18 protein-coding genes and 1 tRNA gene are annotated in these 17506 nt (G+C 61.9%); 5 read left to right on the top strand and 14 right to left on the bottom strand.

Annotated elements, in window-relative coordinates:
• Positions 1 to 12: 12 nt before the first annotated feature.
• Positions 13 to 339 (top strand): hypothetical protein, encoded by a 327-nt coding sequence (locus Q8R61_RS00215; RefSeq protein ID WP_305533299.1) that lies wholly within the window; start codon positions 13 to 15, stop codon positions 337 to 339.
• A 65-nt stretch (positions 340 to 404) separates the two neighbouring features.
• On the opposite strand, the gene Q8R61_RS00210 is transcribed toward Q8R61_RS00215, so the two are convergent.
• Positions 405 to 481 (bottom strand) — tRNA-Pro (locus Q8R61_RS00210).
• Positions 482 to 555: 74 nt separating this feature from the next.
• Positions 556 to 1524 carry an octaprenyl diphosphate synthase gene (ispB, locus tag Q8R61_RS00205; RefSeq protein WP_305533298.1) on the bottom strand — a complete coding sequence of 323 codons (969 nt, stop codon included), beginning with the start codon at positions 1522 to 1524 and terminating at the stop codon, positions 556 to 558.
• Positions 1525 to 1693: 169 nt separating this feature from the next.
• Here ispB and rplU point away from each other — a divergent pair, with 169 nt between their 5' ends.
• The 3 genes from rplU (at position 1694) to cgtA (ending at position 3455) form a co-directional block, all read left to right on the top strand.
• A complete protein-coding gene (gene rplU, locus Q8R61_RS00200; RefSeq protein ID WP_305533297.1) occupies positions 1694 to 2005 on the top strand; it encodes a 50S ribosomal protein L21 in 312 nt (103 codons plus the stop codon).
• Between the two features lie 12 nt (positions 2006 to 2017).
• Positions 2018 to 2281 carry a 50S ribosomal protein L27 gene (gene rpmA, locus Q8R61_RS00195; protein ID WP_305533296.1) on the top strand — a complete coding sequence of 88 codons (264 nt, stop codon included), beginning with the start codon at positions 2018 to 2020 and terminating at the stop codon, positions 2279 to 2281.
• Positions 2282 to 2375: 94 nt separating this feature from the next.
• On the top strand, positions 2376 to 3455 hold the full coding sequence (gene cgtA / locus Q8R61_RS00190) for an Obg family GTPase CgtA (protein ID WP_305533295.1): 1080 nt from the start codon (positions 2376 to 2378) through the stop codon (positions 3453 to 3455).
• On the opposite strand, the gene Q8R61_RS00185 is transcribed toward cgtA, so the two are convergent.
• The 10 genes from Q8R61_RS00185 to Q8R61_RS00140 form a co-directional block, all read right to left on the bottom strand.
• Complete coding sequence (locus Q8R61_RS00185) at positions 3452 to 3727, bottom strand: hypothetical protein (RefSeq protein WP_305533294.1); 276 nt, start codon at positions 3725 to 3727, stop codon at positions 3452 to 3454. The two genes, cgtA and Q8R61_RS00185, sit on opposite strands and share 4 nt — an antisense overlap.
• The gene (locus Q8R61_RS00180) at positions 3724 to 5814 is read right to left on the bottom strand and encodes a nitric oxide reductase activation protein NorD (RefSeq protein WP_305533293.1); all 2091 of its coding nucleotides are present in this window, start codon (positions 5812 to 5814) and stop codon (positions 3724 to 3726) included. The genes Q8R61_RS00185 and Q8R61_RS00180 overlap by 4 nt, the downstream gene beginning before the upstream one ends.
• Before the next feature lie 29 nt (positions 5815 to 5843).
• Positions 5844 to 6656, bottom strand: a complete 813-nt coding sequence (locus Q8R61_RS00175; RefSeq protein WP_305533292.1) for a CbbQ/NirQ/NorQ/GpvN family protein — start codon at positions 6654 to 6656, stop codon at positions 5844 to 5846.
• 16 nt (positions 6657 to 6672) lie between these two features.
• A complete protein-coding gene (locus tag Q8R61_RS00170) occupies positions 6673 to 7245 on the bottom strand; it encodes a DUF4124 domain-containing protein (RefSeq protein ID WP_305533291.1) in 573 nt (190 codons plus the stop codon).
• A gap of 4 nt (positions 7246 to 7249) precedes the next feature.
• A complete protein-coding gene (locus Q8R61_RS00165; protein WP_305533290.1) occupies positions 7250 to 8161 on the bottom strand; it encodes a YkgJ family cysteine cluster protein in 912 nt (303 codons plus the stop codon).
• 264 nt (positions 8162 to 8425) lie between these two features.
• A complete protein-coding gene (gene aprA, locus Q8R61_RS00160; RefSeq protein ID WP_305533289.1) occupies positions 8426 to 10447 on the bottom strand; it encodes an adenylyl-sulfate reductase subunit alpha in 2022 nt (673 codons plus the stop codon).
• 27 nt (positions 10448 to 10474) lie between these two features.
• Positions 10475 to 10948 (bottom strand): adenylyl-sulfate reductase subunit beta, encoded by a 474-nt coding sequence (gene aprB / locus Q8R61_RS00155; protein WP_305533288.1) that lies wholly within the window; start codon positions 10946 to 10948, stop codon positions 10475 to 10477.
• A gap of 180 nt (positions 10949 to 11128) precedes the next feature.
• Complete coding sequence (gene sat, locus Q8R61_RS00150) at positions 11129 to 12346, bottom strand: sulfate adenylyltransferase (protein ID WP_305533287.1); 1218 nt, start codon at positions 12344 to 12346, stop codon at positions 11129 to 11131.
• Positions 12347 to 12513: 167 nt separating this feature from the next.
• Positions 12514 to 12927 (bottom strand): hypothetical protein, encoded by a 414-nt coding sequence (locus Q8R61_RS00145; protein WP_305533286.1) that lies wholly within the window; start codon positions 12925 to 12927, stop codon positions 12514 to 12516.
• Positions 12928 to 13051: 124 nt separating this feature from the next.
• Complete coding sequence (locus Q8R61_RS00140; protein ID WP_305533285.1) at positions 13052 to 13762, bottom strand: type 1 glutamine amidotransferase; 711 nt, start codon at positions 13760 to 13762, stop codon at positions 13052 to 13054.
• On the opposite strand from Q8R61_RS00140, the gene Q8R61_RS00135 reads away from it, so the two are divergent.
• Positions 13761 to 14411 (top strand): TIGR02281 family clan AA aspartic protease, encoded by a 651-nt coding sequence (locus Q8R61_RS00135; RefSeq protein WP_305533284.1) that lies wholly within the window; start codon positions 13761 to 13763, stop codon positions 14409 to 14411. The genes Q8R61_RS00140 and Q8R61_RS00135 overlap by 2 nt on opposite strands.
• Positions 14412 to 14485: 74 nt before the next feature.
• Here Q8R61_RS00135 and folE2 read toward each other — a convergent pair whose 3' ends face one another.
• Both folE2 and dxs read right to left on the bottom strand, forming a co-directional pair.
• Positions 14486 to 15301, bottom strand: coding sequence for a GTP cyclohydrolase FolE2 (gene folE2, locus Q8R61_RS00130; RefSeq protein ID WP_305533283.1), 816 nt, complete (start codon positions 15299 to 15301; stop codon positions 14486 to 14488).
• A gap of 65 nt (positions 15302 to 15366) precedes the next feature.
• Positions 15367 to 17220, bottom strand: a complete 1854-nt coding sequence (gene dxs / locus Q8R61_RS00125; protein WP_305533282.1) for a 1-deoxy-D-xylulose-5-phosphate synthase — start codon at positions 17218 to 17220, stop codon at positions 15367 to 15369.
• Positions 17221 to 17506: the final 286 nt, after the last annotated feature.

Below are 17506 nucleotides of genomic sequence, written 5' to 3'. Positions count from 1 at the left end.
AGGAAAATTGACATGAAAAAGACTCTACTCGCAGCATCGCTCAGCATATTTGCCATGGGCGCGCACGCCGATCCCGGCTACATGCTGGGCGTCACTTACAGCCTGGACGGCCAGGCTTCAATGAAGAACCTGGGCTTCAGTGCCAAGATCCTGACCTCGGATCGGGAAGACAAATGGGTGGGGGCGGCAGGCGTCTCGCTGTTCCCGTGGGCGGACCGCAAGCTGGGTCTGGATGTCGGCGGGGGCTACACCTTCAATGATTCGACGGCCCTGGTCAGCTATGACTTCCTGCAGGCCAAGCCGCTGGTCAGCTATGGCTTTACCGACACCAATCGCTAAGCGCATTCGAGCTGCGCCGGGAAGAACGCTTCCGGTACCGAATGGGGTGCATGTGTAAGGAATGATGGTCGGGGCGAGAGGATTCGAACCTCCGACTCCTGCGTCCCGAACGCAGTACTCTACCAGGCTGAGCTACGCCCCGAGGCAGATGGCGGGCTCAGTGATGTGCTGAACCCCATTTGAAAAACTACCGGGATAACGACCGACGCGGCGCCGTCAGAAACTACGGTCAACCGCGAAAGCCGCTAATTGTAACAAAGCTGATTTGGAATTTGAATCCGGCAAAGAAGAAATTGCTGCATTGGCGGCCTGAATTTCTTTGCGCGCGACGTCGCGGGTGTATTGCAGGGCGCTTGTGTCCTTGATTGCAGCGAGCACGCTCTGGAATTCGGTGAGGCCCCCGTGCTCGATGGCCTGGCGAATGCTGGCGGCCTGCTCGGCGGTGCCGTGCTTCATCGCGTACAGCAGCGGCAGGGTGGGCTTGCCTTCGGCGAGGTCATCGCCAATGTTCTTGCCGGTCTTGAGAAAGTCGCCGGAATAGTCGAGCACGTCGTCCACCAGTTGGAACGCGGTGCCGAGGTGCATGCCGTAGTGGGCGAGCGCCTCTTTTTCCGCTGCGCTGCCGCCGCCGATGACGGCGCCGAGCCGGCCTGCAGCCTCGAATAGCTTGGCGGTTTTGTAGCGGATCACGCGCAGGTAGTTCTCTTCGTCGATGTCTGGATCGTGGCAGTTCAGGAGCTGCAGCACTTCGCCTTCGGCAATGGTGTTGGTGGCATCCGACAGGATGCGCATGACTTCCATGTTGTCGATCGTCACCATCATCTGGAAGGCGCGCGAGTAGAGAAAATCGCCGACCAGCACGCTGGCGGCATTGCCGAACAGCGCGTTGGCGGTTTTGCGGCCACGGCGCAATTCGGATTCGTCGACCACATCATCGTGCAGCAGGGTCGCGGTGTGGATGAATTCGACCACCGCGGCGAGCTCGTGGTGGGCGCGTCCCTGATAATTGAAGCAGCCCGCCGACAGCAGCACCAGGGCCGGCCGCAGCCGCTTGCCGCCGCTGTTGATGATGTATTCGGAGACCTGGCGGATCAGGACAACGTCGGAATAGAGGCTTTGGCGGATGACATGATCGACGGCGCTCATGTCGTCGGCCAGGTAGGATTGCAGACGCTCCAGGGACACGATGGGGGCTCGGTTCGAGCTTGTTATTGGATAATCACGCATGGTAGCAGCCCCGCCGGGGTTTTTCACGATCCCCTTTTTGGATGCAGCCTGCCAAATGGTTTGACTTAATGTGGCGGGGCCGCTAAAATCTCGCGCTTTCCTGGGTTCGTATGGTTGGAGACCCCCCATGTACGCAGTCATCAAAACCGGCGGCAAGCAATATCGCGTGAGCGCCGGTGACAAACTTAAAATTGAAAAACTCGAAGCCGAGATCGGCAGCGAGATCACCTTTGATCAGGTGCTGATGGTGGGCGATGGCGCCGACATCAAGATGGGCGCGCCCATGCTGCGCGGCGCCACGGTGACGGCCACGGTGCTGAACCAGGCACGCGGCGACAAGATCATGATTTTCAAGATGCGCCGCCGCAAGCACTATCGCAAGAGCCAAGGCCATCGCCAGTACTTCACCGAAGTGCAAATCGGCGGCATCACCGCATAAGGAGCACATACCATGGCACACAAGAAAGCAGGCGGCAGTTCGCGTAACGGTCGCGATTCGGAGTCGAAACGTCTGGGCGTCAAGCGCTACGGCGGCGAGCTGGTTCTGGCAGGCAACATCATCGTGCGTCAGCGCGGCACCCAGTTCCACCCCGGCGACAACGTCGGCATCGGCAAGGACCACACCCTTTTCGCCAAGGCGCACGGCACCGTCAAGTTCGAGATCAAGGGCGCTGCCCGCCGCCGCGTGGTTCGCATCGAGCCGGTTGCGGTTTGAATTGATTTGAGCTGAGTCCGACTCGCTCGCCAGAAAGCCCTGTCCGCGGATGGGGCTTTTTTGTTTGTGCGGAATTTAACCAGGTCCACCCGCTATGAAATTCATTGACGAAGCCAAAATCGAGGTCATCGCCGGCAAGGGCGGGGACGGCAGCGCTTCGTTCCGCCGCGAGAAAAACATTCCCCATGGCGGGCCCGATGGCGGCGATGGCGGCCGCGGTGGCAGTGTGATCGCAGTGGCCGACCGCAACATCAATACCCTGATCGAGTTTCGCTTTGCCCGCGTCTTCAAGGCGCAAAAGGGCGAAAACGGTCGCGGCGCGCAGTGCTACGGCAAGGGGGGCGACGACCTCATCGTCCGCGTGCCGGTCGGCACGGTCTTCACCGACAGCACCAGTGGCGACGTGGTGGCCGACCTGACGGCGGACGGCCAGACCGTGTGCCTCGCCAAGGGCGGCAAGGGCGGCCTGGGCAACCTGCATTTCAAGTCGAGCACCAACCGCGCGCCGCGCCAGCACACGCTGGGAGAACCAGGCGAGGAATGGGAACTGGCGCTGGAACTGAAAGTGCTGGCCGACGTCGGCCTCTTGGGCATGCCCAACGCGGGCAAGTCGACCTTCATCCGCGCGGTGTCGGCGGCGCGCCCCAAGGTGGCGGATTATCCGTTTACCACGCTGGCACCGAACCTGGGCGTGGTGCGGGTCGACAGCGAGCGCAGCTTCGTGATCGCCGACATTCCGGGGCTGATCGAGGGCGCGGCCGAGGGCGCGGGACTGGGCCATCAGTTTCTGCGGCATCTGCAGCGCACGCGAGTGCTGCTGCATCTGGTCGACATTTCGCCGCGCTGGGAAGACAGCGGCGACCCGGTGCACGATGCGCGCGCCATCGTCGAGGAGCTGCGCAAGTACGACCAGCAACTCTATGACAAGCCGCGCTGGCTGGTGCTGAACAAGCTCGACATGGTGGATGAGGCAGAGCGCGAGGCGGTGGTGGCGAAATTCGTGGCGGACTACGAATGGACCGGGCCGGTGTTTGCGATTTCGGCGCTCGACGGCACCGGCTGCACGGCGCTGACCTACGCGATCATGGATTATCTGGGCACGCAGGCGGCCGTGATTCTGGAAGGCGATGAGCCTGCGGCGGGCTTGCCTGCCGACCCCACTGCCGGCGCTTAAGCCGCTTCGGATTCGGTGGGTGGCGCGTCGCCGCCGACGCGCTTCCAATCGTTTTCCACCAGGGCCACCTGGTATTTGGCCCAGCGTGCGAAGTCAGTCAGGCTGCAATGCCCCTTCTTGCGGCGGCAGGTGCCGGCCACCCCTTTGAAATACGCTTCCAGTTCGCCGTTCTCGGCATCGGTGGTGATTTCCGCCAGTTGCCGCACGCCCCAGGTCCGGCCGTAGGCGCCGTTGCTGTAGAAAAATCCTGATTTCAGTTCGTCCTGGATCATGTCGTGATGCGTCGGTAAATGTCGGTGACTTTCACCGGCAATTGTCGCACGTCATCCAGAATGATGTAACGCGCCGCGCCGTACATGTGCGGCAGGTAGTCGCGCGCGTCGCGGTCGAGCGTAACGCAGAAGGGGTGAATCCCGGTGCGCGCCGCTTCCTGCAACGCCATGCGTGTGTCCTCGACGCCATACTGGCCGCGGTAGACATCGAAATAGTCGTCCGGGCGGCCGTCCGATAGTGTCACCAGCACGCGGGTCTTGGCTTCGACCTGGTTCAAGAGCTTGGTCATGTGGCGCAGCGCAAAGCCCATGCGGGTGTATTCCTGCGGGCGGATGCCGGAGATGCGCGCCTTCACCTCGTTGTCGTAGCGTTCGTCGAAGGTCTTGATGCGGAACAGCTCACACCTTTTTCGGGTCGTCCCGGAAAAGCCGTAGATCGCGTAGCGATCGCCCAATAGCTCCAGCGCCTCGCACAAGAGGATCAGTGCCTCGCGCTCGGCCTCGTTGATCCAGCCCTTGGTCGAGCCGCTCATGTCGACCAGAAAAGCCACCGCGATGTTGCGCTCGGCACGGTGCATTCGGACGAACAGGCGATCGCTCATTTCGCGGCCGTCTTTCGCGTCGGCCAGCGCCTCGATCAGCGCGTCGAGGTCGATTTCGTCACCCTGGGTCTGCCGCTTGTCGAGACGGTTTTCGTCGCGCAACGCCTCGAACTTGCGACGCAGCTGCTTGATCACGCCGGCGTATTTGTCGAGCGTATCGCGATAGAAGCTGTCGTGAACCGGAGCGACGGTTTTCTCCCGCATCACGCACCAGTTCTTGCGGTAATGCTGGCGGCCGTGATCCCACTCGGGAAACAGCTCCGCGCCTTTCTCATGATAGGTGCCGTGCCACACCGCGTCGGGGTCCTCGGGCTGGTCGAACACGCGGTTCGCGTCGTATTCGCCGTCGCCCGCCGGGACGAGATAGTCCGGGGGAATCTCGCCGAAATCGAGATAGACCGAGGTCAACAGTTGCTTGACGCCCTCGGGCGGGGCGATCGGGGCATCGTCGAGCGTGATGTCGAAGTCGAGCAGGCCGTTTTCGTCGCGTGGCGTCACATCCAGCTCGGGCGGGGGTTCCGGTGCGGCCTGCGGATCGGCCTGCGCAGCTTGATGTTCTTCCAGCAGTTCGGCCAGCTTGATGCGCAGCCGCGCCTTTTCCTTATCCAGCCGGGCGGCGCGGGCGGCGGCAATCGCATCCGGACGCAGACAGCCCTGGTCGCTCCACTGCGGACAGTCGACTTCGTTGTAGGCAGCGCCGAGCAGCGCCAAGCTGTCCTCGGGTGTGGCCTGCTCGGCGGCCAGCGCGGCCTCGTAGCGCTGCCAGCTCGGCGGCAGCGCGGAATCGAGCTGGGCGCGCAGGCGCTTCATTTCACGCGACAGGCCGGGCAGCTCGCGCGCGATGCGCGCGGAGAGCCGCAAAGTTTCCAGCGCATGCAGGCGGGTCAGCGCGCGCTCGGGATCGGCGTAGCCGGCGGCAATACCGGCATGGTCGATGCGCAGGGTGCCGAAACGGGTCTGTGCCCACAGCAGCGCGACCGTGATCTTGGCGAGCTGGAAATTGTCGTCCAGGTTCGGTAGCGCGGCGATTAGCGGCGGCAGCACGATGCGCTCGCCGTCGGTCCACGCGGCATCGCCTTCCTCCAGCTTCAAACGGCGTCCGGACAGGCCGCAGACGAAGTTGCCGAGCACCGGCGCGATGTCCTCGAACAGCGCGCCCGCCGCGTCGTTTGCGTGCTGTGCGTCGTCGAAACTGTCGACTTCTTCCATCACCCTCAACGCAGTCTGCAGCCCGGTGCGGTCGAAGATGTCGCAGGTGTGCACCGCCCACGCTTCCAGCAGGCGGCGTTCCATGCGCGGTAGCAGCGCCGGCGCGCGGCGGCCGAACTGCCAGGCCAGCGTGATGTGGGTGGAGGCGATGCGACGGATCCAGCCGAGGATGAAGTCCTGCTCGTCGCGTGCCAGCGGTGCCAGTTCGGCGGCGAGCTGCTCGACCTTGAAGAAGGTGAATTCGGTATCCAGCCAGACGTGGAGGCTGGCCTCCATCTCAACTGCTGTTAATGGTTTCTGCGCCATCAGAAGATGGAGGAGGACAGCTCCTGGATCGCCTTCAGCATGTCGGCGTCGTCGGTGACCGCCTGCGCGACCGCGGACTTGCAGGCGGTGACCGGGCTCACGCCGTCGGCGATCAGCTTGCCGGCATGGACCAGCAGCCGGGTGGAGGCGCCTTCTTCCAGTCCGCTGCCCTTGAGGTTGCGCGTCATCTGGGCGAAGCGCACCAGGCTGTCGGCGATGGCGTCGGACACGCCGGATTCGGTGGCGACGATGCGGCGCTCGAGCGCGGCCGACGGGTAATCGAATTCCAGTGCGACGAAACGTTGCCGGGTCGACTGCTTCAGGTCCTTCAGCACGCTCTGGTAACCGGGGTTGTAGGAAATGGCGAGACAGAATTCGGGCGGGGCCTCGACCATCTGGCCGAGCTTTTCCATCGGCAGGGCGCGGCGGTCGTCGGCCAGCGGGTGGATCACCACCATGGTGTCCTTGCGCGCCTCGACGATTTCATCGAGATAGCAGATGCCGCCGCAGCGCACCGCGCGGGTGAGCGGGCCGTCGACCCAGACGGTTTCGCCGCCCTTGACCAGATAACGCCCGACCAGGTCGGAGGCGGTGAGGTCGTCGTGGCATGACACGGTGATCAGCGGGCGCTTCAACCGCCACGCCATATGTTCCATGAAGCGTGTCTTGCCGCAGCCGGTGGGGCCTTTCAGCAGCACCGGGATGCGCTGGCGGTAGGCGGATTCGAACAGCTGGATTTCCTCGCCGACCGCTTCGTAATACGGCTCCTTTTCGATCAGGTGATGGGCGGGGTCGAGGGTGCGTGCGTTCATGGGCGTGATGAGGGGGTCAGAAGCAGCCGGATTGCTGTTTTTTCAGTTCGAGCGCCTTGATTTCCTGATTCCACTCGTCCATCTGCTTTTGCGTGGCGCCCTTGCCGCGCGCCCGGTCCATCTTGTCGAACACGCGGCCCAGTTGTTCGGTCAGGGTGTCGCATTGGCGCACCGAGGAACGCACAGCGGGCGGACTGATGCCGGCGGGGCGGCGCGGGGTGGCGGGCGGCGCCACGGGTGCAGGCGTCAGTGTCGGCAGCGGCGCAGGTGTGGGTTGAGCAATCGGTGGGGGTGCGGGCGCGGGGGCCGGCGCAGGAACGGCGACCGGGACTGGCGTGGGCGCGGGTAACGGTCCAGCTGTCTGTGCTGGAATGGGCGCAGGCGCAGGCATCGGCGGAGGCACGACAACCGGGACCGGCGGCGGCGGATCGATTTCAATGCGGCGGACCGCCTGGGCATTGCGGCAGGGCAGGTTGGAATAGGTGATCCGGCCCTCCGCATCGATGCACTTGTTGAGCGTGGCCTGTGCCGATGCGCCTGTGGAAAACAGGATCGGCAGGACCAGCAGGACAAGCGCAGGGAGTCGCATGTGATCAGTGCTCGCCGGAGTACTTGTCGTCTTCAATGGCCAATTTTTTCTGGAATTCGGCTTCCTGGTTCTGCTCGGCCAGGGCGCGCTTGCGTGCCAGACGTTTTTCATACGCCCCCGGGTGCTGTTCGATGAAATCTTCGCCGAACAGCGCGTGGCGCAGGAAATTCAGGCCGAAGTCGAGCAGGGCTTCGTCATCGGCGATCAGCAGCGCCATGACCTCGACCGGAATGTTGTAGGTGTCGTTGAAGCTCGGGCTCATCACAAACGCGCGGAAACGGTCGACGTCGTAGCTCGCCATGAAGAACAACTGGTTGGAAATGGGGGTGGGCTTGCCGATGGCGGGGCCGGCCGACTTGCGCTTGACCACGAGCTGGCGCCAGGCATGCGCCTTCTCGTCGTATTCGGCGACGCCCTGTTCGGCGCGGTATTGCTCGATGGTCTGCGTCTTGTCCTCTAAATGACCGAGGCAATGGGGCTCTCTCACCATGGCATAGGCGCTGCGGTCGACGTATTCGTCCGAGCGACGCATGGTCAGCAGCGCCACCGGATAATAACGGCAGGCAGTCGGGCGGTCTTCGTAGACGCCGCAGCCTTCCGGGGTCATGAACTGGCAGGCGGTGCCGCCTTCGACCGGCTTCAGCTTGACGCCGGGCATGCCGTCCTTGTCCATCTCGAACGGCACCGAATACTGGTTGAGAAACTCGCCGGACGACATGTCCAGGCGCTTCTTCAGGCGCAGGATGTCATAGGGGGTCAGCGGAATGTCGATGTTGCTGCAGCACGCATTCCAGCACTTGACGTTGCGATGGCAGCGGAATTGCAGCGTCGCATCTTCCGTCAGCATGATGGGTTTGACCGGACTGCCCGCGAAGGGGGAGTCTTCGATCATGTCTTTGAATTCAGCTTCGTTCATGGTTCAACCTCGTGGGGCGTGGCCCCTCACTTCAAAAATCGATAACACACAGTCGGGAGTGCGTAGGGCATACGACTCTGCATGCGCTTTAGCGTATAGCAGATCGGAGTCCTTTAGGGTACGCGCTTTCGACTGGATGCTGAACAACCCTGCATGCCTTGCTGCTATTGAATCCGGAAAAAAACCGGGCGCCTGGTGGCGCCCGGTTTTAAAGGGCGCCGATTAAAAACAGCGGCGCCCGGCGTTTACTGCTTCACTGGTGACTTAGTGGGCAGCGGGCTTGAACAGCTTGGACTTGTCGACCAGATCCACGTGGGCGCGCTTGAAGCAGTTCCACTGTTTGGAGTTCTTGTCGTACACCGAGTTCACGAAACAGTGCCAGTTTTCCTCATCGACAAAGTTCTTGTCCATGCGGTAGTAGAAGCCGGGGTAACGGCTTTCCTGGCGGAACTGGATGTGCTTCATGTGGGCTTCGGCGGTCAGGATGCGGTGGTAGTTTTCCCACGCGCGCAGCAGCTCGTGCAGGTCCTTCGCACGCATCTTCTCCGCGTCTTCCTTCAGCATGTTCAGCTTTTCTTCAGCGACGCCCAGCATGTTGGCGTTGGTCGTGTAGTAGGTCGCGACACCGGCCACATACTCGTCCATGATCTTCTGCAGACGGAACTGCAGCATCTTGGGCGTGATGTAGTTGGGGTTGACGTCGATTGCCGTGGTGTAGTCCTTGTGCTCCAGGAAGGTACGCACCGGCTTGTAGATGTCTTCCACCAGCTGCTCGACGGAGGTGTCGAGTTCGGGTTTCCAGTCCTTGTTGTCGATGCAGTACTTGACCATGGACTTGGCGCACATGCGGCCTTCGGCATGCGAGCCGGAGGAGAACTTGTGGCCGGATGCGCCCACGCCGTCGCCGGCGGTGAACAGACCCTTGACCGTGGTCATCGAGCGGTAGCCCCAGCTCCAGCCCTTGGGCAGGTGTGCCGGGATCTTGTCCGCGTCGGCGTGGTCTTCGGAGGTCGGTGCGCCGAGGTCGGTCGGACCCGACACCCAGATGCCGCAGCAACCGGAGTGCGAACCCAGCAGGTAGGGCTCGGTCGGCATCAGTTCGGAGTTCTTCTTCTCCGGCTCGATGTTCTCGCCCACCCAGATGCCGCACTGGCCGACGCACATGTCGAGGAAGTCTTCCCAGGCTTCGGCTTCCAGGTGCTTCACTTCGCGCGGGGTCAGGGTCTCACGCAGTTTCGCGAGAGCGGTCACGGTGTCCATGTAAATGGGGCCGCGGCCGTCCTTCATTTCCTTCAGCATCAGGTGGTTACGCAGGCACGATGCGGGAACGGCTGCCTGCCCGTAGGGGGGGTAGTCGTTCAGCAGTTCCTTGTTTTTCACCATGTAGACTTCGCCGTAGGCGTTCACAGCTTGCGCTTTGAACAGCAGGAACCAGGCGCCGACCGGGCCGTAGCCGTCCTTGAAGCGGGCGGGAACGAAGCGGTTTTCCATCATGGTCAGCTCAGCGCCGGCTTCGGCGGCCATCGCGTAGGTCGAGCCTGCGTTCCACACCGGGTACCAAGCACGGCCGGTACCTTCACCGACGGAACGCGGACGGAAGATGTTCACGCAACCACCGGCGGCCAGCAGAATCGCCTTGGCCTTGTACACCACAACTTTATGGTCACGGGTCGAGAAGCCGACGGCACCGGCGATGCGCTGCGGGTCGTTCTTGTCGTTGACCAGCTTGACGATGAAGATACGCTCTTCGATGCGGTCCATGCCGAGTGCTTTTTTGGTGGCTTCAGCAACGATCCATTTGTAGGATTCGCCGTTGATCATGATCTGCCACTTGCCGGAACGCACGGGCTTGCCGCCGTCCTTCAGCGCGGGCAGGCCCTGGGCGCCGTCATGACGCTCGCCGTTTTCGTCGGTCTTCCAGATCGGCAGGCCCCATTCTTCGAACAGATGCACGGAATCATCCACGTTGCGGCCCAGGTCATAGGCCAGGTCGTCGCGGGTGATGCCCATCAGGTCGTTGGAGACCATGCGGGCGTAGTCGGCGGGATCCTGTTCGGAGCCGATGTAGGTGTTGATCGCGGACAGACCCTGCGCTACGGCGCCGGAACGGTCCATCGCAGCCTTGTCGACCAGCTTGATTTTAAGATCGATGCCCATCTCGGCCTTGGCAGCATCTGCCCAGCGCATGATTTCGTAGCCAGCACCGCAACATGCCATGCCACCACCGATCAGGAGGACGTCGACATCCTCCTGGACAACTTCGGGATTACCAAATTCTCCAGCCATTTCACACCTCTTTCAATTAAATCTGGATTACTTACGGATCAGTTCGGCAGGGTTACCGGCGCGGTAGCCGCCCATCATGTCGCGCGTGAACGAGCCCGTGGATTCGATTTCGGCCATCTTGGGCATGGGTTTGTTGCCATAGGGGTCGATCGAGCCTTCGGGCGTGGTGCGGATCGGGAACTTGAAGCGCTTCAGCGTGCCGTTGCGGAACTTGATCGTCCACATGATGGAATCGGAACCACGCAGCGGCTGCACCATGCCACCCAGCGGCACGACGTCGGCGTAGTGACGGACTTCGATGGCTTGCTGCGGGCAGATCTTCACGCAGGAATAGCACTCCCAGCACTGCTCGGGCTCCTGGTTGAACGCGCGCATGGCATGGCCGGTTTCCGAACCGTCTTTGTCCAGCTTCATCAGGTCGTGCGGGCAGATGTACATGCAGGCGGTCTTGTCCTGACCCTTGCAGCCGTCGCACTTGTCGGTACGAACATAGGTTGGCATTAATGTCTCCTAAAAGTTAGCTAACAATCCGCGTACGTCGCGGTCCGTCTAGAACTGAACCCGTCCTTGGCCGGGGCGTATCGCGAATCCGCTTCCGGTAGGCTCGTGTCCTAAAACCCTTGCCCTGTTGGGTTTGATGCGATCAGGGCGGTGCCTCCGGCCTCGCAGCCGGAGAAAAATTCATGCAGCCGAGTGGCCTTTCAGTTCGATCTTGACGTTCTGCTCGGCGGAGAGGCCTGCGTAGTACTTCTGCAGCACCTTGGCGACTTCCGGACGGCTGAATTCGACCGGCAGGTCCTGTCCTTCGGAGAGCATCGAGCGCACTTTGGTGCCGGACAGCAGGATGCGGTCGTCCTTGGTGTGCGGGCAGGTGCGCTGGCTGGCCATGCCGCCGCACTTGTTACACCAGAAGGTCCAGTCGATGTTCATGTTGACGGTTTCGAGCGAGCCCTTGGGGATCTCGTCGAAGATCTTCTGCGCGTCGAACGGGCCGTAGTAGTCGCCGACACCGGCGTGGTCACGGCCGACGATCAGGTGCGAGCAGCCGTAGTTCTGGCGGAACAGCGCATGCAGCAGCGCTTCGCGCGGACCTGCATAGCGCATGTCGAGCGGGTATCCGGCCTGGATCACGGTGTTGGGGGCAAAGTAGTTGTCGACCAGCACGCTGATTGCTTCGGAGCGGACCTCGGCCGGAATGTCGCCCGGCTTCAGCGCGCCCAGCAGCGAATGGACCAGCACGCCGTCCATGGTTTCGATGGCGATCTTGGCCAGGTATTCGTGGCTGCGGTGCATTGGGTTGCGGGTCTGGAACGCGGCGATCCTGGACCAGCCCATCTGCTCGAACTTGGCGCGGGTCTCGGCCGGGGTCATGAACTGGTCGCCGTATTCTTCCTTGAAGCTACCGGTGGAAAGGACCTTGACCGGGCCGGCGAGGTTGACCGGGCCCTGATCCATCACCATTTTGACGCCGGGGTGCTCGAGGTCGGTGGTCTTGTAGACCTGCATGCACTCGTGCGCCTTGTCGATGGCGTACTTTTCGGTGATTTTCATGGTGCCCATGATCTCGCCGGATTCGCCGTCGACCAACGCCACGCTGTCGCCCACCTTGATGCCCTGGCTGGTGACTTCGTCGGTGGAGAGGGTGACCGGGATCGGCCAGAACAGGCCGTTGGCCATCTTGTAGCCGTCGCAGACGCCCTGCCAGTCGGCATGGGTCATGAAGCCTTCCAGCGGGGTGAAGCCGCCGATGCCCATCATGATGAGGTCGCCGGTTTCGCGTGAGCTCATGCGAACTTTGGGCATTGCGTCGGCGCGTGCTTTTTCGGCGGCGAGTGCGTCACCCGTCAGTAGCAGGGGTTTGAGTTCGCCGCCACCGTGCGGGCGTACCAGTTTGGACATGCCGTCTCCTCAGACTAGATGTGGGTATTAGAGTCCGGGCAGGATAGCACCCGGCCCTGTGCCTGAATAATCCTTTATTTTTATTTGAGGATAAGCGGGTTTGATATTGCGGGGCAGAAACAAAAAAGCCCGGCATAACCGGGCTTTTTTGTTTTCACAACAATAACTTAGGCGTCGAAAAATGCCGGCATGTCGCTTTGCTCGGTCTTGATCACGTCGACCCAGGCGGGTTTGGTGTCGGCACCGGCGGCAGCCAGCTTTTTGGTCTCTTCGTAAAGCATCTTCCAGCGGTTGTACAGGCAGTCGCTAACCTTGCGCATGCCCGAGTCAAAGTAGGAATTGTGCAGGTCGCCGATGGTGCGGGTGAAGGATTCCATCTGCTCCAAGAGATTGTGCGGATAGCCCTGGCGATTGGGATCGGCATATTTGACCATTTCACGCTTGACGGCGCGCACGAAGACTTTCTGGCCTTCGGTGAGATCGGCTTCGGTACGGGGCGCCCCGCCAAAGTTCATGACTTCCTGGATAAAGCTGTTGAGACGTTCGCCGAAGTCGAAGTTGGCATAGTCGACGTTTTGCATAAATCCTCCAAATGTTTCCTGTTACCGGTATTCGCGAGCTGCGTTTCAGACTGGTGTGAGTCCGGCTCCTATCCTACGCCGCGCGATGCGGCTGTCCAGCCGTCCTTTTGGCGCAGTGTCGGGATTATTTCCTAAGCCCTTGAATCCAGCGGGAATAAATTTTGTCGGCCAGCTGGTGCAGGTGCGCGGCGCGGGCCGCGAGGTCCGTCTGGATCGCCTCGGGCGACTGTACCCCGGGGCTGTCGCTGGTGGCGATTTCGGCGGCGCCGGCGTCGCACCAGCTGGCGACGAGCTCCGGCGTCATTTCGACGTGGCATTGCATGCCGATGTGGCGGCCGTTCAGCACATAGGCCTGGTTGGCACACAGGGCGCTGTCGAGGATGCGGGTGGCGCCCGGCGGCAGGCTGAAGGTTTCACCGTGCCAGTGGAACGCCTGCATGGGGGCCGCAGCCTCGCCAAGCCAGGGGCGCGCGGCGTCGGCGTCGGTGATGCGTACATCGGCCCAGCCGATTTCCTTGTCCGGATTGGCGCCGACGGTGCCGCCGAGCGCTTTCGACATCAGTTGTCCGCCCAGGCAGTGGCCGATCACCGGAATGTCTGATGCGACGGCCTCGCGGATCAGCGCCAGCAGCGGCGGGATCCAGGGCAGGTCGTCGTTCACGCTCATCGGGCCGCCCATCAAGCAGAGGCCGGAAACGCCGTTAAGATTTTCAGGCACGGCGTCGCCGGCGTCGATGCGCACCAGTCTCCACGGAATGCCGTGGCGATCGAGGAATGTGGTGAAATACCCCGGTCCCTCGGTGGGGGAATGGCGAAATATTAGGACAGGATGCATGAACGTACTCAAACGAAATCTGGCTGTGTCCATCATAACCGCCGGGATGCTTTTCGGCACGACAGCGTGGGCCACCAGCGTATCGGTGGTGGGACTGTTCAAGGACAAGGCCATCGTCAGCATCGACGGCGGCAAGCCGCGCACGCTGAGTGTCGGTCAGACGATGGGTGGCGTGAAACTGCTCGCCGCAGATTCGGACAGCGCCAGTTTCGATGTCGACGGCAAGCGTCGTACCCTGGGCATGGGGCAGTCATTTTCCGGCGGGACGTCAAACGGTGATCGGCAGAGCGTGTCGCTCACCGCCGACGTGCGGGGCCATTTCACCGCGGCGGGCTCGCTCAACGGCTACCCGGTGAGCTTCATGGTGGACACCGGCGCCACCAGCATCGCCATCAGTGCCGACGAAGCCCGGCGAATGGGACTCGACTACCGGGCCGGGCAGGCCGTCGCGGTTGGTACGGCCGCCGGTGTCATGCCGGCCTGGCGCGTCAAGTTCAATACGGTCAAGGTCGGCAGCATTACCGTCAACCAGGTCGAGGGTATGGTGGTGGAATCCGGGCTGAGCATGCCGCTTCTTGGAATGAGCTTTCTCAACAGGATGGAAATGCGGCGCGACGGACAGACGATGACGCTGATCCAACGCTACTGAGCAATACGGATTGCTGCAAGTGAAAAGCAACAAGGCCTGCGATTGCAGGCCTTGTTTTTTTGGGTGACGCAGCGTTAGGCAGCTGTGCTGAGTTTGTTGCGCTCGATCAGCGCATAGGCCGAGTGGTTGTGGATGGACTCGAAATTTTCCGCTTCCACCACGTAGGCGTCGATCAGCGGCTCTGCGTTCATCGCAGCGGCGACGTCGCGCACGATGTCCTCGACGAACTTCGGATTGTCGTAGGCGCGTTCTGTGACGTATTTCTCGTCCGGCCGCTTCAACAGGCCAAAGAGTTCGCACGACGCCTGGTCTTCCACCTTGCGCACCAGATCCTCGATCCACAGGAAGCCGTTGGTTTTCGCGGTGACGGTGACGTGCGAACGCTGGTTGTGCGCGCCGTAGTCGGAGATTTTCTTCGAGCAGGGGCATAGGCTGGTCACCGGCACCTGCACCCGGGTAGTCTGAGTGTAGTGCCCGTTCTCGATTGCACCGATGAAGGTGACTTCGTAGTCGAGTAGGCTCTGCACGCCGGAAATGGGCGCCGACTTGTTGATGAAGTAGGGGAAGCTCATCTCGATGTAGCCCGATTCAGCTTCCAGGCGCTCGACCATCTGGCGCAGCATGCCCTCGAAGTTTTCGACCGAAATCTCGCGCTCGCGCGTGTTGAGGATTTCGATGAAACGCGACATGTGCGTGCCCTTGAAATTGTGCGGCAGGTACACGTACATGTTGAAGGTGGCGATGGTGTGCTGGACGCCCGCGCTCTTGTCGGCCACGCGAACCGGATGGCGAATGCTCTTGATGCCGACCTTGTTGATGGCGATTTGCCGGGTATCAGCCGAACTTTGCACGTCGGGCATGCAAACGGCGTTATCGCAAATCTGGTTCATGGCAGGCTCCTTGTGGTCTTTTTGCAGTTTAGACTGAGTCTACACTGCGCGAATAGTTGAGTAAACTACTCGGGTAATGGGGTTATCCGCTGACGCACCGCGTGCTCAATCCCGGCTGCGTCGAGCCCGCAGTCCGCCAGCATCCTGACCGCGTCGCCATGTTCGATGAAGCGGTCGGGCAGGCCCAGATGAAAAACCGGTACGTCGATACCGAGTTCGGCCAGCACTTCGGCCACGCCCGCACCGGCGCCGCCGGCCACCGCGTTTTCTTCCAGCGTGACCAGCAGGCGATGGCTGTGCGCTAGTTCGCGCAGCAGGTCGACGTCCAGTGGCTTGACGAAGCGCATGTCTGCGACGCTGGCGTCAAGCGCTTCGGCCGCGGTCAGCGCCGGCGCGACCAGGCTACCGAAGGCGATGAAGGCCACGCCATGGCCGCGCCGGCGCAGCACGCCCTTGCCGATTTCAACGGGTTCGAGTCCGGCGTCGATCGTGGCGCCGACGCCGCTGCCGCGCGGGTAGCGCACGGCCGACGGTCCGTCGTGCAGGAAGGCCGTGGTTAGCAGGCGGCGGCATTCGTTCTCGTCCGACGGCGCTGCGATCAGCATGTTGGGGATGCAGCGCAGGAAAGTGAGGTCGAAGCTGCCGGCATGGGTCGGGCCGTCGGCGCCGACCAGGCCGGCGCGGTCGATCGCCAGCATCACGGGCAGGTTCTGCAGCGCCACATCGTGGACCAGCTGGTCGTAGGCACGCTGCAGGAAGGTCGAGTAGATCGCCACCACGGGTTTGACCCCCTCGCAGGCAAGGCCCGCGGCAAAGGTCAGCGCGTGCTGCTCGGCGATGCCGACGTCGAAATAGCGCTTGGGAAATTCCTGCGAGAAGCGCACCAGACCGGAACCTTCGCGCATCGCCGGCGTGATGCCGACCAGCCGGGCGTCGGCGGCCGCCATGTCGCACAGCCAGTTGCCGAACACCTGGGTGTAGGTCGGCTTGCCGCCGGTTTTTTCGGCGATGCCGTTTTCCGGATCGAAGCGCGACACGCCGTGATACAGGCAGGGGTTGGCTTCGGCCGGTTCGTAGCCCTTGCCTTTTTTGGTGACCACGTGCAGAAACTGCGGGCCGCTCAGGCGCTTGATGTTGGTCAACGTGTCGATCAGCACGTCGAGATCGTGGCCGTCGATCGGGCCGATGTAGTTGAAGCCGAATTCCTCGAACAGGGTACCGGGGATGACCATGCCCTTCATGTGCTCTTCGGCGCGCTTGGCCAGTTCCAGAATCGGCGGCACCGCCCCCAGCACCTTCTCGCCGCCTTTGCGCATCGCGGCATAAAAGCGCCCCGACATGAGCTTGGCGAGATAATTGTTGAGCGCGCCAACATTTTCCGAGATCGACATATCGTTGTCGTTCAGCACCACCAGCAGATTGGCGTCCATCGCTCCGGCGTTGTTGAGCGCCTCGAACGCCATGCCCCCGGTCATGGCACCGTCGCCGATGATCGCCACCGCGCGCCGATCGCTGCCTTCTGCCTGAGCCGCAACCGCCATGCCGAGCGCGGCGCTGATCGAGGTGCTGGAATGGCCGGTGCCGAAAGCGTCGTATTCGCTCTCGGCGCGCTTGGGGAACCCGGCGATGCCGCCGAGCTGGCGCAGGGTGGACATGGCCTCGCGCCGCCCGGTCAGAATCTTGTGCGAATAGGTCTGGTGGCCGACATCCCACACCAGCCGGTCGTCCGGCGTGTTGAACACGTAATGCAGGGCGATGGTCAGCTCAACCGCACCCAGATTGGAGGCCAGATGGCCGCCGGACTTGCTCACGCTCTCGATCAGGAAGCTGCGCAGTTCCTCGGCGAGCTGGGGCAGCTGCTTGCGGTCGAGGGCGCGCAACTCAGTGGGGTCGTTGATGGTTTCGAGTAGTTTGTACATTTTCTCAACCGCCGATGAACGCAGATGCACACAGAGCAATCAAAGGCTTGTTTAAAATACTGGTTTAACCAAAAAGGCATGTCATTTTTTGTAGTAAGATCTGGTTTTATCGGCGTGTATCCGTTTTATCGGCGGTTAATCGCCGTTTTCGATATCGCTTACTTCCTCAGAAACACACCGCTTAAACACCGATGCCCATGCGCCAGAGTTGGGTAGTCGCGGCAGATATCAGGCTTTATCTCATGAATTCCGCAGTTAGCCTTCTGCTCCTCCATCTTGACTATAA

The organism is Thiobacillus sp. (assembly GCF_030696885.1).
Lineage (GTDB): Bacteria > Pseudomonadota > Gammaproteobacteria > Burkholderiales > Thiobacillaceae > Thiobacillus.
This window is presented reverse-complemented; position numbering and strand designations above follow the sequence as displayed.